13 protein-coding genes and 1 riboswitch are annotated in these 14954 nt (G+C 38.8%); of the genes, 9 read left to right on the top strand and 4 right to left on the bottom strand.

The genetic code is table 11. The features are described from left to right. Positions 1 to 8: 8 nt before the first annotated feature. The gene (locus MNY66_RS11435) at positions 9 to 638 is read right to left on the bottom strand and encodes a glutathione S-transferase family protein (RefSeq protein WP_047256344.1); all 630 of its coding nucleotides are present in this window, start codon (positions 636 to 638) and stop codon (positions 9 to 11) included. Between the two features lie 432 nt (positions 639 to 1070). Between MNY66_RS11435 and MNY66_RS11430 the strand changes: the two genes are divergently transcribed. The 4 genes from MNY66_RS11430 (at position 1071) to tehB (ending at position 4879) form a co-directional block, all read left to right on the top strand. Next, positions 1071 to 1628, top strand: coding sequence for a cytochrome b (locus MNY66_RS11430; RefSeq protein ID WP_047256343.1), 558 nt, complete (start codon positions 1071 to 1073; stop codon positions 1626 to 1628). Positions 1629 to 1643: 15 nt separating this feature from the next. Beyond that, positions 1644 to 2222 (top strand): YceI family protein, encoded by a 579-nt coding sequence (locus MNY66_RS11425; RefSeq protein WP_047256342.1) that lies wholly within the window; start codon positions 1644 to 1646, stop codon positions 2220 to 2222. Positions 2223 to 2622: 400 nt separating this feature from the next. Beyond that, positions 2623 to 3717 (top strand): linear amide C-N hydrolase, encoded by a 1095-nt coding sequence (locus tag MNY66_RS11420; RefSeq protein WP_241500888.1) that lies wholly within the window; start codon positions 2623 to 2625, stop codon positions 3715 to 3717. A 289-nt stretch (positions 3718 to 4006) separates the two neighbouring features. Beyond that, complete coding sequence (tehB, locus tag MNY66_RS11415) at positions 4007 to 4879, top strand: SAM-dependent methyltransferase TehB (protein ID WP_241500887.1); 873 nt, start codon at positions 4007 to 4009, stop codon at positions 4877 to 4879. A 73-nt stretch (positions 4880 to 4952) separates the two neighbouring features. Here the strand turns inward: tehB and clcA are convergent, their stop codons facing one another. Together clcA and MNY66_RS11405 are read right to left on the bottom strand one after the other, a co-directional pair. Further along, positions 4953 to 6371 carry a H(+)/Cl(-) exchange transporter ClcA gene (clcA, locus tag MNY66_RS11410; RefSeq protein ID WP_047256366.1) on the bottom strand — a complete coding sequence of 473 codons (1419 nt, stop codon included), beginning with the start codon at positions 6369 to 6371 and terminating at the stop codon, positions 4953 to 4955. Positions 6372 to 6816: 445 nt separating this feature from the next. After that, positions 6817 to 8298, bottom strand: a complete 1482-nt coding sequence (locus MNY66_RS11405) for an aldehyde dehydrogenase family protein (protein ID WP_047256339.1) — start codon at positions 8296 to 8298, stop codon at positions 6817 to 6819. 321 nt (positions 8299 to 8619) lie between these two features. Between MNY66_RS11405 and hcp the strand changes: the two genes are divergently transcribed. From hcp to MNY66_RS11390, 3 genes are all read left to right on the top strand, one after another. Further along, positions 8620 to 10272 (top strand): hydroxylamine reductase, encoded by a 1653-nt coding sequence (hcp, locus tag MNY66_RS11400; RefSeq protein ID WP_241500886.1) that lies wholly within the window; start codon positions 8620 to 8622, stop codon positions 10270 to 10272. A gap of 45 nt (positions 10273 to 10317) precedes the next feature. After that, complete coding sequence (gene hcr, locus MNY66_RS11395; RefSeq protein WP_241500885.1) at positions 10318 to 11370, top strand: NADH oxidoreductase; 1053 nt, start codon at positions 10318 to 10320, stop codon at positions 11368 to 11370. A 738-nt stretch (positions 11371 to 12108) separates the two neighbouring features. Continuing rightward, positions 12109 to 12281: riboswitch (M-box (ykoK) riboswitch) on the top strand. 74 nt (positions 12282 to 12355) lie between these two features. Continuing rightward, positions 12356 to 13432, top strand: a complete 1077-nt coding sequence (locus MNY66_RS11390) for a magnesium transporter (protein WP_047256336.1) — start codon at positions 12356 to 12358, stop codon at positions 13430 to 13432. 111 nt (positions 13433 to 13543) lie between these two features. Here the strand turns inward: MNY66_RS11390 and MNY66_RS11385 are convergent, their stop codons facing one another. Continuing rightward, a complete protein-coding gene (locus MNY66_RS11385) occupies positions 13544 to 14071 on the bottom strand; it encodes a SprT family zinc-dependent metalloprotease (protein WP_241500884.1) in 528 nt (175 codons plus the stop codon). Positions 14072 to 14184: 113 nt separating this feature from the next. On the opposite strand from MNY66_RS11385, the gene MNY66_RS11380 reads away from it, so the two are divergent. After that, positions 14185 to 14508 (top strand): ArsR/SmtB family transcription factor, encoded by a 324-nt coding sequence (locus MNY66_RS11380; protein ID WP_241500883.1) that lies wholly within the window; start codon positions 14185 to 14187, stop codon positions 14506 to 14508. 5 nt (positions 14509 to 14513) lie between these two features. After that, complete coding sequence (locus tag MNY66_RS11375) at positions 14514 to 14951, top strand: YeeE/YedE family protein (protein WP_241500882.1); 438 nt, start codon at positions 14514 to 14516, stop codon at positions 14949 to 14951. Positions 14952 to 14954: the final 3 nt, after the last annotated feature.

Genomic DNA, 14954 nt, shown 5'->3' with positions numbered 1-14954 from the left:
CTTATTGGTTAATGATCGATCAGTTCTTCGTTGCTGGCTGCCTGATACCATTCTTGCATCGCGCTTAACGTTAATGTTTGTTCAACCCATTGTTGGACCACGTCATTGACGGGGAGTTGATAACTTTGAATTCTAAAAGCAATAGGTGCGAAAAAAGCATCAACAGCGGTAAATTGCTCACCTGCTAACCAAGGACCGCCAAATTTATCTAATCCTTCTTGCCATAGTGTCTCTAGGCGCATGATATTTTGTTTAAGTTCGTTAGATATCTCGAGCATAGCGAGGCGAGTCGTACATTCCATCGGACAATTTTGGCGTAGCGCTAGAAAGCCTGAGTGCATTTCTGCGGCTGCGCTTCTGGCCCATGCTCTTGCCTGTCTATCTTGTGGCCATGCATGGGGATGATCTTCGGCGATATATTCACATATAGCGAGCGAATCCCAAATAATCTGTTGATCATCAATTAGACAGGGAACTTGACCCGTGGGTGAAAATACGGTGAATTTTTCATAGCTACTGCCGCCTGAATTAAACAAAGCTTGATGTTCTTTAAACGGAATATTTAAAACTTTGAGCAAAATCCAAGGGCGTAGAGACCAGGAGGAGTAATTTTTATTGGCTATCCACAGGGAGTACATTTTTTTTCCTACAACATGTTGTCGTGCTAATAAATATAGTTTTTTTAACGGAGGTTACCTAGTGAAGATTCTTTTGAATACTAATTTATATTGAATAATTTTATATTCGCTAAAAGTAAGTCTCTCAGAAATCCACTAATACCATCGTAATAACGGTTCTTATTATAATATTTAATTATTTCTTATAGCTAAAGATAATTAATTTATAACTTTAATAAGATAAATTAATTTAAAACTAAGCCGATAAGTTGGATTATTTATCCTTTGTCTTATTGACTTTCCTGAAGACTAATTAAATCTAACTGGGTTGATGGAATTTGAATATCTTCAACAAAATATTTGTTGAAGATAACGATATATAAAAATGAAAAATAGATTATGATTAACCTAAGTTAAATATTTACTCGATGACTAATATAAAAAGGTTATGATATGCAATGGAAGAACACTTCCACTCGCTATGGACATGTGTCACTTTTAATTCATTGGCTGGTGGCAATAACGGTATACGGTATGTTTGCTTTAGGCCTATGGATGGTATCGCTAGGCTATTACGATAGCTGGTATCACCAAGCTCCGGAGATACATAAAAGTATTGGTATCATCTTATTTATCGTGATGTTATTTAGAGTGATTTGGCGTTTTATTTCTCCGCCACCGAAGCCACTCCCGAGCTACAGTCGAGTAACTAAAATTAGTGCAGCTATAGTTCAAATACTTATTTATATATTGTTATTTAGTATTTTAATTAGTGGTTATTTAATTTCAACGGCTGATGGTCAAGCGATCAATGTGTTTGATTGGTTTAATGTTCCGGCTATTTTTACCGGGCAAGCCGCTCAGGCAGATACCGCTGGAGAAATACATCTTTATTTAGCTTGGTCTGTGGTTTTACTTTCTGTATTACATGCACTGGCTGCTTTTAAACATCATTTTTTTGATGCTGATTTTACCTTAAAAAGAATATTAGGATTTAATCCTAATAAATAAAACGTGGAGATAAATATGTTGAAGAAAACGGTTCTGAGCCTTGCAACAGGTGCACTATTATTAACCGCTGGTTCTGCGCTGGCAGCAACCTATAAATTTGATAAGCCAGGGCAACATGCGTTTATTGAATTTCGTATTCAGCATTTAGGTTATAGTTGGGTTTACGGAAGCTTTAAAGATTTTGATGGTAGTTTTACTTATGATGAAAAAGATCCGGCAAAGGACCGTGTTGATGTGCTGATTAAAACTAACAGTATTGATACTAACCATGCTGAGCGAGATAAACATTTACGCAGTGCTGATTTCTTAAATGCAGCAAAATTCCCAGAAGCAAAATTCGTTTCAACCGACGTAAAAAAAGAGGGTGACAAATACCTCGTTAGTGGTGATTTCACCCTAAACGGTGTAACTAAACCACTGACATTAAATGCTAAAATTCTGGGTGAAGGTAAAGATCCTTGGGGCGGTTACCGAGCAGGATTTGAAGCTTATGGTAATATTAAGCTGAAAGACTTTAACATCAAATCTGATTTAGGCCCTAAATCACAAGAAGTTGAGTTAATGATTTCTGTTGAAGGTGTACAGCAGAAATAAATTTTTAGAGTTATATTCTTATTTCGAGACCCGCTTAATCACAATAAGATTAAGCGGGTTTTTTATTGTTTATATGTCACTTGAATAGTATAAAATCACAAATTAATAGATAAATAGCGATATACCATAAATAACATAATGTTACTTCAATTAAGTATCGGAAGTTATTATCATTCTTATTTTATATTTAGTGTTTTGATGATTGGAAGAATTGATCTTTGTATAAACTCACTTACACTTATTCTTACTATAAAAGTATTATTTTCTGTATGCTGGAACCGCAGTTTATATAACGCAGTTTATATAAATAGTTGAGTGCAATTAACTAGATTATCGAGATACTGGCTAAATAGAATCGATAAATAACCGAACGATAATTTTAACCAAACCGGGAGGTTTGATGTCAATATTAAAAAAATGCATATTAAAAAAATGCATAGTGGCAGGGCTAACATTAGCAGCAACATCGATGACTGCGGTAGTCAGCCAAGCATGTACTAGAATTGTTTATCTTGGTGAAAATCAACAAATTATGACCACCAGAACCATGGACTGGAAATACGATATTGGTACCAATTTATGGATATTTCCTCGGGGGATGGAACGTAACGGCGTCGCAGGGGAAAACTCATTAAAGTGGCATTCTAAATATGGCAGTGTCGTTGCTTCAGGCTATGATATTTCTACCACTGACGGAGTGAATGAAAAAGGATTAGTCACCAATTTATTATGGTTAGCAGAATCGGAATATCCTAAAGAAGGCGATAAAAATCCGGCATTATCTATTTCAGTTTGGGCTCAGTATATGTTGGATAATTACGCCACGGTGGCTGAAGCTGTGGCTAGTTTAGAAAAATCACCCTTATCGGTTGTCACAGATAATGTTCCTGGCCAAGCTCGATTAGCGACACTGCATTTGGCTTTATCTGATGCTAGTGGTGACAGTGCTATTATTGAATATATCGATGGTAAGCAGGTTATTCATCATGGTAAGCAATATCAAGTGATGACTAATTCGCCAACATTTGAAAAACAGTTAGCTATGGAAGAATACTGGCAAGGGATTGGTGGAACCGTCATGTTGCCCGGCACAAATCGTTCTGCAGATAGATTTGCTCGCGCCAGTTTTTATATCAATGCTATTCCACAAAACACGACAGCTAATAAAGCCGTTGCTAGTGTTTTCAGTGTGATCCGTAATGTTTCCGTACCTTATGGTTTAAATACTACGGATGCACCGGAGATATCATCAACTCGCTGGCGTACCTTAGTTGACCATAAGCGTCAGCTCTATTTCTTTGAATCCGCATTGACGCCTAATATCTTTTGGACCGATTTGAAGAAAATTGATTTTTCTGCTGAAACTGGCAAGGTGCAAAAGTTAGATCTCGGTGTAGAGCAAAGCAATATTTTTTCTGGGGATGCGACTGCACTCTATAAAGAAAGTAAACCTTTTATATTTCAAGGGCTGACAGAAAAAGAGCTAGGGTATTAAGTTTTTATTTAGCTTAAATTTAGAGGGTGTAATTCCCGAGTGAGTTTAATCAATCTCCCGGCATAGCACGGCTGTTAGTACGACCATAGTTCAGAATAGTTCAGAATAGTTCAGAATAGTTCAGAATAGTTCAGAATAGTTCAGAATAGTTCAGAATAGTGAAATAGTGCTGAATACCTAGGACGGGAGATTGATATTTATCAAGCCCAATTAATTTGAGTAGATTACTCTTTGCAGAGTAACTTAATTAGCTATAAGATGTATTTAAAATACAACTTACGGTGATGATATGACAGATTTAGTATGTTATAAAACAATGCCTACTTGGAATAAAAGTACGCTCCCTTTAATGTTTCAAGAGCGTCATAATACCCAAGAAGGCAGTTATGCTCAGTTGGTTATTCTGCAAGGTAGTTTAGATTTTGTTATCTTTGAAGACGATGGTCGCGAACAGTTGTTTCATTTTGATACCCAGCATCAGCCACCAATGATTGAACCACAAAAATGGCATCGTATCGCTGATTTTAGTGATGATATGCAATGCCAACTTTCTTTCTTTTGTCATCCTGAAGTTAAATTTTATAAACAGTATGGGCTGTCATTACCGCATTCTGAAGTGCGATTTATGGCTGAACAGCAGATTATTAAACCGTGTACGGTATTAGATTTAGGCTCGGGAAGAGGCAGAAATAGCTTCTTTTTAGCCCAGCAGGGGTATGATGTGACTGCGGTGGATATCAATCCTCAGCATATACAGGCCATTGAGTTGGTTAAAAAAGATGCCAATTTAGATAATATAAAAACTGCCATTTATGATATTAATAGCCATCAAATCAAAGAAGAATATGATTTGATTATTTCAACAGTAGTTTTAATGTTTTTAAAACGCGAAAATATTGCTGATATTATTAAAAATATGCAGCAACAGACGCGAGCGAATGGGGTAAATTTAATTGTTTGCCCAGTAGAAACTGATGATGTTCCCTATGATGAAGTTCCGTTTAAGTGTTTTTTACAACCCGGTGAATTAGAACAATATTATCACGATTGGGAAGTCATTAAATACAATGAAAATGCTGGGCATCTGCATAAAAAAGATCAACACGGTAATCCAATTAAATTAAATTTTGCGACTCTAATCGCCAAGAAAAAGGCAGTTTAAATCCAGTTAAACAGACAACGGATAAGTAATAAATAGTCCGTTGTCTGTTAATTCTCACTTTGCTATTCTTCGTCTATTCCGCTGGCTTTTCTACCACCGGCATTTTATTCTCCGTCGCTTTATTTTGCTGCGCATTTTGTTGGAGTTTACGCTCTAATAGTACGCTATACAGCGGTCTTCCGCCTAATGCCTGTGCGAGCATGGTTGCCCCAAGACAGGTAATAATCATGGGTAAAATCAGCTGGTAATTATCGGTCATTTCTAATACTAAAATAATACCTGTCAGCGGTGCTCTGACGGTAGATGCAAATAAAGCCCCCATACCCGCAATGGCAAAAGTGCCTATTTCTATCGTATATTCAGGGAATAAATTTAATGCGACGTAGCCAAAGGCGGTGCCAAATAAAGTACCTAAGGCTAATAATGGAGAAAAAACACCACCAGCAGCGCCAGAGCTAAAGCTGAGTGTTGAGGTTAAAAAGCGTAACGCAAAAAACACTAAAATCATGGCGAGACTAAAAGTACCCGCAGTTAATTGGTGGATAACACCGAAACCACCACCAACAATTTCGGGCATTAAAATACCAATTGCGCCACAACTGCCGCCAATTAATCCGCCCATTAATACAAAGCGTGACATTTTACCTTGATAAAATTGCAGAAATTTATCTTGTAGATAAAGTAATAAATTATTAAAGGCGATACCTAATACACCAAATATCATGCCAAGAATGAGGTATAGCCATAATGTATTTAAGGGCGCTGATGAGAACTGCCCAATATTAAGTATTGCGTCTTGACCGCTAATCATTCTAAATACGATGGTAGCCGTAATTGCACCGATAAATACTGCTTTAATCGAAATTAGGCTATATTTAAATTGTGGGCGCATCTCTTCAATAATAAATAAAATACCGGCTAATGGCGCATTAAATGCAGCAGATAACCCAGCGGCTGCCCCGGCGGCTAATAAAGTATGGCGCGATTCTTTATCTTTTATACGGAAGATATCATTGATCATCTGGCTGATATTTGCGCCTAACTGTACGGTTGGCCCTTCACGGCCTAGTACCATGCCAGAGCCTAATGTTCCTAGGCCGCCCAAAAATTTGACGGGCAACACTCGCCACCAGCGCACCGGGCGCAAATCTTGTAATGCGCCTTCGATTTCAGGAATACCAGAGCCTCCCGCCTCGGGAGCGAAGCGATTAACGAGATAATAGCCAATCATCGCCAGTATGGCTGAAATAACAAACATTGCAGGGATCATCAGCCATTTATCACTGAAATAAGCACTTACGGTGTCGGTTCGTTGGTTTGAAATCCATGTAGTACTGATTTCAAATAATACTCCGACTAATCCCGCGAGCGAGCCAATAATCGCTGACAGTAATAAGATAACTAGTGGTGTTTTATCTTTTTCTTTTAATCGTTTTAGTACCCCAAATCGGTATTTTATTTCGGTGGCACTAACTGAGTTTTTGTCTGTCATTGTATCTGCCATTTTGTCTGCCATATTATCTGCCATATTGTTATGACTCTCTTGAACGACCTAATCAATCAGTATATAGCATCAACTATACCAAGGAGTTTGCTCCTTGATATAAAAAAGGGTCTATTTAACCGCAATCATTTTATCACAAATATTTTATAAAGCAGCGTAGTGATGATTAAGGTTAAATAATTAGGGTTACCCTAAAAAAGAAATAGAACTTTTTTCATTCTTAATAAGATAATAAATATTAATATTGATGAGCTTAGAATCTAGGGATTAATACTAAATAGCCTATTATGAAATAAAAAAATCCCGATAGCGTTGTATCAGCTTATCGGGACAAATTAACTTTCTATCTATCTTGATTTTTTATTTTAATTAACTATTTATTTCAATTAACTATTTATTTCAATTAACTATTTATAGAAATTCTGGATATAAATTATTCACTGGTACTGATGATAATGTTTTTCACTTCAGTATAAGCGTCTAACATCATTTTATGCGTTTCACGGCCTAATCCAGATTTTTTATAGCCACCGAAAGGTGCATGAGCCGGTAATTCATGGTAGGTATTAACCCACATACGACCTGTCCTGACGGCTTTCGAGACGCGGATTGCTCGGTTGATATCTTGTGTCCATACCGCGCCGCCTAAGCCATATTCGGAATCATTGGCTAAATCAATAACTTCTTGTTCATCTTTAAATTTAATCACGCACAATACCGGACCAAAAATTTCTTCGATAGCCACCTGCATATCATTGGTCACGTCAGAAATTATGGTTGGCTGCATAAAGAAGCCTTTATCTAGTCCATTCTCGGTGAGACGTTTACCCCCAGTAAGAATGGTCGCGCCTTCTTTTTTGGCGATATCGACATAATTTAAAATGGTATTTAATTGCGCCTCACTAACTTGGCTGCCCATTTGGGTATCAGTAGCCATTGGATCGCCCACTTTTACTGATTCAAAGCGAGTTTTTAATGCCGCTAAGAACGAATCGTAGATATCTTCGTGTAGGAACAAGCGAGAGCCCGATTCGCAGGCTTGGCCTTGGTTCATCAAGATGGCGATGGCGGCATATTTGACCGCTTTTTCCATATTGGCATCAGGGAATACGATATTAGCTGATTTCCCCCCCAGTTCGAGTGTAGCGGGGATCAGTTTTTTGGCGGCCGCTGCGGCAACGGTGTAGCCCACGCTAGTTGAACCAGTAAAGGCCAACTTATCAATGCCAGGATGTTCTAAAATAGCTTGACCAACCACAGATCCGCGCCCAGTTACGATATTAACCACACCAGCAGGTACGAATTCATTGATAATACGACCGAGTTCTAACAGGCTGATTGGGGTTAGGCTAGCAGGATTGATAACGACAGTATCACCGGCAGCAATAACCGGAGCGAGCTTCCACGCTGCCATTAATAATGGGAAGTTCCAAGGAATAATTTGGCCGACAACGCCTAAAGGTTCGCGAATAGCTAAGCTAATAGTATTGGCATCGATAATTGATGTTTCATCAGTATGTGAACGGATCACGCCAGCAAAATAGCGGAAGTGATCAATCGCTGCCGGTAAGTCTATTTTAGATGATTCATTGTAAGGTTTACCGTTATCGAGAGATTCTAATACGGCAAAACGTTGTTGTTCTTGTTCGAGCTTATCTGCAATTTTAAGCAAAATATTTTGACGTTCAACTGGGGTACTATGCTGCCAGCTGACAAAGGCTTTTTGCGCAGCGGCAACGGCTAAATCGACATCTTCTGCTGAGCCTTCTTGATATTCGGTTAATAATTCACCCGTGGCTGGATTGTAACTTTGGTTAGTTTTGTGCGAAACGCTATCAGTCCATTGTCCATCGATCAATAATTGGTAACATTTTTTAGGTTGGTTCTCGGGGGCTATGTCTTTTAATGTGATCATGGTAATTCTCCCATAGTAGGGTCTGTAAGCCGGAGTTTGTTATTAGTTATTAACTAATCATCAAATAATTAGTTAACTATTCGTTAATCATAGTACATACAGCCAAGAAATGTTATCGGTCAGTGCTATAGGTAATACCTATCAATGTGATGTTGATTTGATGTTCATATTGATGACATAAGCTATAAACAATTATCATTGCGTTTTATTTTTGCGGCAGATCAATAACAAATTAAGTTGTAGATAAAATACCTGTTATAAACGCAGGAAAGTATTAATCTTATAGGTGTATTTTAAATGCAACTTATAAGGGTAATATTCATGTACTGTGTGCAATGTGAACAAACAATGAAAACACCAGCGGGTAATGGCTGTGCATACGCACAGGGCATGTGCGGTAAAACTGCTGAAACCTCCGATCTGCAAGATTTATTAGTTGCCGTTCTGCAAGGATTATCAGCTTGGGCGGTTACCGCGCGCGAGCTAGAGATTATCGATCATGATATTGACAGTTTTGTTCCTCGGGCTTTTTTCGCCACATTAACTAATGTAAATTTTGATTCAGATAGAATTATTGGTTATGCCCGTGAAGCGATTTATTTACGCCAACAATTAGTTAAACGTTGCCTGTCCAAGAATAGCTTAGCTCAGGTCGATCATCCGATGGCAAATTTGCAGTTACAAGGCTCGGATTTACCGACTTTGTTGGCACAAGCCACTGAATTTGCATTAAATCGTGATTTACAGCAGGTTGGTGAGGATATTCATGGCTTACGTATGTTGTGCCTATATGGTTTAAAAGGTGCGGCGGCCTATATGGAGCATGCCCATGTTTTAGGTCAGTATGACAATGATGTTTATGGTCAATTCCATCAAATAATGGCATGGCTCGGAACATTACCAACAGAGATGGATGCGCTGCTTGAGCAATCAATGGCTATCGGGATGATGAATTTCCGTATCATGGAATTACTTGATACTGGGGAGACCAAAAAATTTGGTGATCCGATCCCTACGCAGGTTAATGTGCGTCCTGTAGCAGGCAAATGTATTCTTATTTCTGGGCATGATCTGAAAGATCTCCAATTGTTGTTAGATCAAACAGCAGGAACCGGAATTAATATTTATACCCATGGTGAAATGTTACCGGCTCATGGTTATCCTGAATTAAAAAAACACCCACATTTAGTCGGTAATTATGGCAGCGGATGGCAAAATCAGCAGGTTGAATTTGCTAAATTCCCTGGACCAATCTTAATGACCTCAAACTGCATTATTGATCCTGATGTTGGTCAGTATAAAGAGCGTATCTGGACGCGCAGCATTGTCGGTTGGCCGGGTGCGAAGCATGTTAATGGTGATGATTTTTCAGCCATTATTGCACAGGCACAAGCGCTTAGTGGTTTCCCTTATACCGAAATCGAACATAAAATCACGGTAGGATTTGGGCGTAAAACCTTGCTAAGTGCCTCCGATGCAGTCATTGATTTGGTGGCTCAAGGTAAATTACGCCATGTATTTTTAGTTGGTGGTTGTGATGGTAGCCGAGGTGAGCGCAGCTATTACACTGATTTTGCGCGTAGCGTGCCTCAAGATTGCTTAATAATGACCTTGGCGTGCGGTAAATATCGTTTTAATAAACTGGATTTTGGCACCATTGAAGGTTTACCGCGTCTGCTTGATGTAGGTCAGTGTAATGATGCCTATTCCGCTATTATGCTGGCGGTTAATCTGGCAGAGAAATTAGGCTGTGGCGTGAATGACTTACCGCTAAGTTTAATTTTGTCGTGGTTTGAACAGAAAGCGATAGTTATTTTATTAACGCTATTGTCTCTAGGCGTCAAAAATATTTATACCGGGCCAACGGCTCCGGCCTTTTTGACTGAAAATTTGCTGAATATACTGAATGAAAAATTTGGTATGCGCAGTATTACTACTGTTGAACAGGATCTGGCAACTATTCTGCCGGCATAAATTCGTGCAGGGGAGAGCTTATTCTCCCTATTGAGGACTCTTTTTATGACCATGCCAACAACCTTATGCCCGAACCGTATGCAGGTACATTCGGTATATCAGGAAACCCCCGATGTCTGGACGATTAATTTAATTAATCATGATTTTTATACTTATGATCCGGGACAGTTTGCGTTAGTCAGTATTGAAAATAGCGGTGATACCCTGCGCGCATATACACTTTCATCTTCGCCGGGATTAAGCCCGTTTATAACCATAACCGTGAGACGCCTCGATAATGGTATGGGTTCCAATTGGCTGACTCAATCGGTAAAACCGGGCGATTATTTGTGGCTTTCCGATGCTCAAGGGGAGTTTAGTTGCGCCAATATTGCCCATGATAATTATTTAATGCTAGCAGCGGGGTGTGGTGTTACCCCAATTATGTCTATGGTGCGCTGGTTATTAGCTAATAAGCCTAGCGCTAATATTAAAGTATTATTTAATGTGCGTGATGAGCAGCAAGTTATTTTTTCCCGTGAGTGGCAATATTTATTAGGCCAATATCCACAGCAATTGCAATTGTGTATTATGCAGGGATCACCCGATCGGGGAGAAATAACTCAAGGCCGTTTAACTCAACAAAAATTAGCAGCCTTGGTACCAGATATTCAATCCCGTGTAGTAATGACCTGTGGACCCGCGGCTTATATGCAGAATGTACAGAATTTTGCCACGGAACTGGGGGTAGATGCCGCCAATTTCTTTATGGAGCGTTTCTCTACTGAGCCGTTACTTTCTGAGCCCGCTCTTACAGAATATAAGCCATCAGAGGCGGGAAAAAGTACTGAAAATAGCCAAACAGTAATGTTAAAAGTGCGCCATCAATTAACCGATTATTCCGTACCGGTTGGAATATCGTTATTAGCTGCGATGGAGTTAAATAAGCTGCCTGTGGTTGCGGCGTGTCGTGCAGGTGTCTGTGGGAGCTGTAAAACCCAGATAATTACTGGCGATTATACGCAGAGTAGCCAAATGACATTAACCGCGGAAGAAATAGAGCAGGGATATGTTCTTGCTTGTAGCTGCCAATTACGCGGCAATATTGAAATCGCATAAATAATGATGCTGTAGATTATCTCCTTAATATCGGTTGTTATGATAGGTCTTAGGGAGATTATTTTTATATCTTTAGCTCATTTATTCCGAAAATTATTTTTTATTAAACACATTCATTAATCTTATTTGTCACATTATTTATTAAAACCCTGTTTATTAAATCTATGTTTGTTTTATTGTTCTTTGTTAAACTAACCAAGATAACTTTTTGTTTTATCTTGGTTGTTTTTTATGGTTGTTTTCATCATTTCATCTATTAATTAGTTTAGTTAATTCCACTTATGCCCCGCTCATATTTATGTTGTTAATTTTAAGTGTTTATTATTATGGCATTGATTTATGTGTTTTTTAGCCAATAAATTAATATTTATTGAGAATAATTCAGTGTTTTTTGTCTAATATTCCGAGTTAATTTATTTTATTTTATTTTATTTCTTATACATAAATTTATGTCTGGATTTTTCTTTCGATACTCTGGGAATATAAGCGATAAACAGTAAATATTATTTATATTTTTAGAAATAACATTCTATATCTAGTAAATTATCTCTTATTTGTTTGCGTATCATATTGATTTTCATTAAATTTATTGGAGGTTTTATTTTTTAATAAATAATAATTTTTTAATTCACAAAGATAAACAAAGCTTAAACAATATGAATTTTGACATAATTAGTCACATATTCGGGATGGTAATCCTGATGTCAATGGTTATAATTCGCGCCGCATCTTAATAGTGCAGTATCTCGTTAGGCGAGGCTCCTATACAAACACAGGTTGCTGATCTGACGACGTCGAGAGACGCCCAAGATTAGGACAGGATATATCGATCGAAGGTATATCCCCATGTAACTTCCCGTAATAATCGGGATACGTTGTATAGTGCTAAAACCGAGACGTAGAGATAGCCATAGCATTCTCTCATCTGGTTTCGCCCCTATTTGAGTGCTGTTTGAGTTAACAACAGTAATAGGGTCCAATTAAAATGACATTCTCTTCTCAGAATAAAGCGCAAACAGCAGCGGCAGTTGTTGCTAAATCCGCGATGAAAGGCGATCAAATGAATCGCCAGCAAAATAAACCTATCAAAAAAGATGAATCAATTGTTAGCGCGTATATGAGTCAATCTTATATCTCTGCGTCTGTTGGTGATTCTATCGCTCACGTTAAAAGTAATCTGATCAACAAAATTGAAGGAGAACAAATTCCAACATATGTATTTGTTGTCGATCAGAATAATTATTTAAACGGAATTCTGTCAGTTAAATCATTATTAACCGCTGCGGATGATTTATTTGTGTCTGATATTATGCGACATAATTACTTCTCTGTTGCACCCGATCAATCGCGCCATGAAGTGAATGATTTAATTAATAATAGCGGAATCGATATGATCCCCGTAGTTCAGTTTGGTAAAATTGTTGGCGTATTACGTCCACAAGATATCTCTGATTTAATTGAAGATGAAAATACACTGGATGCGCAATTACAAGGGGCGACAACTCCCCTAGATGAACCATATTTAGAAACCAGCCCGTGGACATTATGGCGCAAGCGCGTGGTTTGGTTATTAATGCTATTTGTCGCTGAGGCCTATACGGGGACGGTATTAAAAGCCTTTGAAGATCAATTAGAAGCGGCTATCTCATTAGCCTTCTTTATTCCATTATTGATTGGTACTGGCGGAAACAGTGGTACGCAGATCACTTCAACCTTAGTCCGAGCTATGGCATTAGGTGAAGTTAGTCTGAAAAACGTTGGTGCGGTACTGAGAAAAGAAGTCTCAACTTCGGTACTCGTCGCGGTAACTATCGGCGGTGCCGCATTAATTCGCGCATGGGTCTTAGGCGTGGGTATGGAAGTTACCATTGTTGTTAGTTTAACCATTGTGGCGATCACTATGTGGAGTGCAATTGTTTCATCTATCATTCCCATGGTCTTACAAAGAATGAAAATCGACCCAGCTGTAGTTTCTGCGCCATTTATTGCGACGTTAATTGATGGAACCGGTTTGATTATCTATTTTGAAATTGCTCAGCAGGTAATGACTGAATTCGCTTAATTAAGTGACTAAATATTATCATCACGCCCAAGTGAAGTCTGGTTGGGCGATTTGATTCTAGCTGGATAAGTGATTCAATGAGTTTCAGGCTATTTCGCGACAGGAAAGAAATTAGCTTTTCTGTTGCGGAGTCGCCAACCAAGAGAGCGGTTCTTTGCATTTACGGCACAGATATTGGCTTGTTCCACGTTGGACTTTGTTATGTCGTCTCAGGCTCAGTTCATGCGGCTGCGGACAGCGACAATGATACATAAATCCTTGACTTTTTACTGACTCAACTGAGAACTTATGCGTTCTTTGTGGCGTTACTTCGAGCACTTCCTGCATCATCCATTGCCATTCTTTACCGTGCGGTGTAATGCCCACGCGTCCAAAGCAACGATACACTAATAAATGCGCTAATTCATGCGGGATAACCTCTTGAATAAACGCCTCGCCATTTTCAATTAATAACACAGGATTAAGGCGAATTTGCCACTCGGCTAAATAAGCACTACCGGCAGTGGTTCCCCGCTGGCGATAATTAAGTGTAGGTTCAGTAAATGTTTTTTCGAGCTTGTTACTGGCGAGCGCGAGCTTTTCTCGCAATAAGCGCATCGCAGAAAGTTGTAGAGTGAGAGGAACACGAGGTATTTTCATCGCGGCAGCATAGCGCAGTCATTTTTTCCATTCAAGCGTCAATTGTAACTCAATATATAAAATGATATATTGTTTTTTTGTAAATTATAGCGATGCAATTAATAGAGAGATTTATGGCAAATTCGTTGGATTCAGCAGTGCTTACCGCAATGAAAATTGCGGCTACAGATACTGCTAATTTATTAAAAACACTGGGAAATGCTGACCGGCTGCTATTGCTGTGTCAATTAACACAGGGTGAAGCTTGTGTGAGCGAACTGGAGACGCTGCTGCAAATACAACAACCGACGTTATCTCAACAATTGACGGTATTGCGTAACGAAGGTTTGGTGATCACCCGGCGAGAAGGTAAGCGTATTTATTATTCGATTGCTGATGAAAAAATAGCAATATTACTCAATACGTTATATCAACTTTATTGCCCTGCTAAGGAGTAATTTTTATGGCTATTGACTGGGCGAATTTTACCCCATTATCAGCGGCAATGGGTGGCGTATTTATCGGCGTTGCCGTCGCTATTTTGATTTTGTTCAATGGCAGAATCGCTGGCATTAGCGGAATAATTGGTGGAATAATCAAACCAATCAAGGGTGAGTTTTTGTGGAAAGTGGCATTTATCATTGGCATTCTGATTGCTCCTTTACTATTTTCTTGGTGGTTTTTTGTGCCAGTAATTCATATTGCTGCAACCACACCACTATTGATTATTGGCGGATTATTGGTGGGCTATGGAACACGGTTAGGCAGCGGCTGCACCAGCGGGCATGGAATTTGTGGCATGGCACGTTTGTCTAAACGTTCGCTGGTGGCGATGCTTATTTTCATGATCAGCGCATTTGTTACTGTTGCCATCATCAATAATATCAATCTAGGAGGATAAACT

This window comes from Moellerella wisconsensis (genome assembly GCF_022592395.1).
Taxonomy (GTDB): Bacteria; Pseudomonadota; Gammaproteobacteria; order Enterobacterales; family Enterobacteriaceae; genus Moellerella; species Moellerella wisconsensis.
Note: the sequence above shows the minus strand (reverse complement) of the source record. Positions and strands in the feature narration are given on the sequence as shown.

What these genes read in the sequence shown, in the direction of transcription:
- MNY66_RS11435 (WP_047256344.1), bottom strand. Translation starts at nt 638, where the DNA reads ATGTACTCCCTGTGGATAGCCAATAAAAATTACTCCTCCTGGTCTCTA.
- hcp (WP_241500886.1), top strand. Translation starts at nt 8,620, where the DNA reads ATGTACTGTGTGCAATGTGAACAAACAATGAAAACACCAGCGGGTAAT.
- clcA (WP_047256366.1), bottom strand. Translation starts at nt 6,371, where the DNA reads ATGACAGACAAAAACTCAGTTAGTGCCACCGAAATAAAATACCGATTT.
- tehB (WP_241500887.1), top strand. Translation starts at nt 4,007, where the DNA reads ATGACAGATTTAGTATGTTATAAAACAATGCCTACTTGGAATAAAAGT.
- MNY66_RS11425 (WP_047256342.1), top strand. Translation starts at nt 1,644, where the DNA reads ATGTTGAAGAAAACGGTTCTGAGCCTTGCAACAGGTGCACTATTATTA.
- MNY66_RS11420 (WP_241500888.1), top strand. Translation starts at nt 2,623, where the DNA reads ATGTCAATATTAAAAAAATGCATATTAAAAAAATGCATAGTGGCAGGG.
- MNY66_RS11390 (WP_047256336.1), top strand. Translation starts at nt 12,356, where the DNA reads ATGACATTCTCTTCTCAGAATAAAGCGCAAACAGCAGCGGCAGTTGTT.
- MNY66_RS11405 (WP_047256339.1), bottom strand. Translation starts at nt 8,298, where the DNA reads ATGATCACATTAAAAGACATAGCCCCCGAGAACCAACCTAAAAAATGT.
- MNY66_RS11380 (WP_241500883.1), top strand. Translation starts at nt 14,185, where the DNA reads ATGGCAAATTCGTTGGATTCAGCAGTGCTTACCGCAATGAAAATTGCG.
- MNY66_RS11385 (WP_241500884.1), bottom strand. Translation starts at nt 14,071, where the DNA reads ATGAAAATACCTCGTGTTCCTCTCACTCTACAACTTTCTGCGATGCGC.
- MNY66_RS11430 (WP_047256343.1), top strand. Translation starts at nt 1,071, where the DNA reads ATGCAATGGAAGAACACTTCCACTCGCTATGGACATGTGTCACTTTTA.
- hcr (WP_241500885.1), top strand. Translation starts at nt 10,318, where the DNA reads ATGACCATGCCAACAACCTTATGCCCGAACCGTATGCAGGTACATTCG.
- MNY66_RS11375 (WP_241500882.1), top strand. Translation starts at nt 14,514, where the DNA reads ATGGCTATTGACTGGGCGAATTTTACCCCATTATCAGCGGCAATGGGT.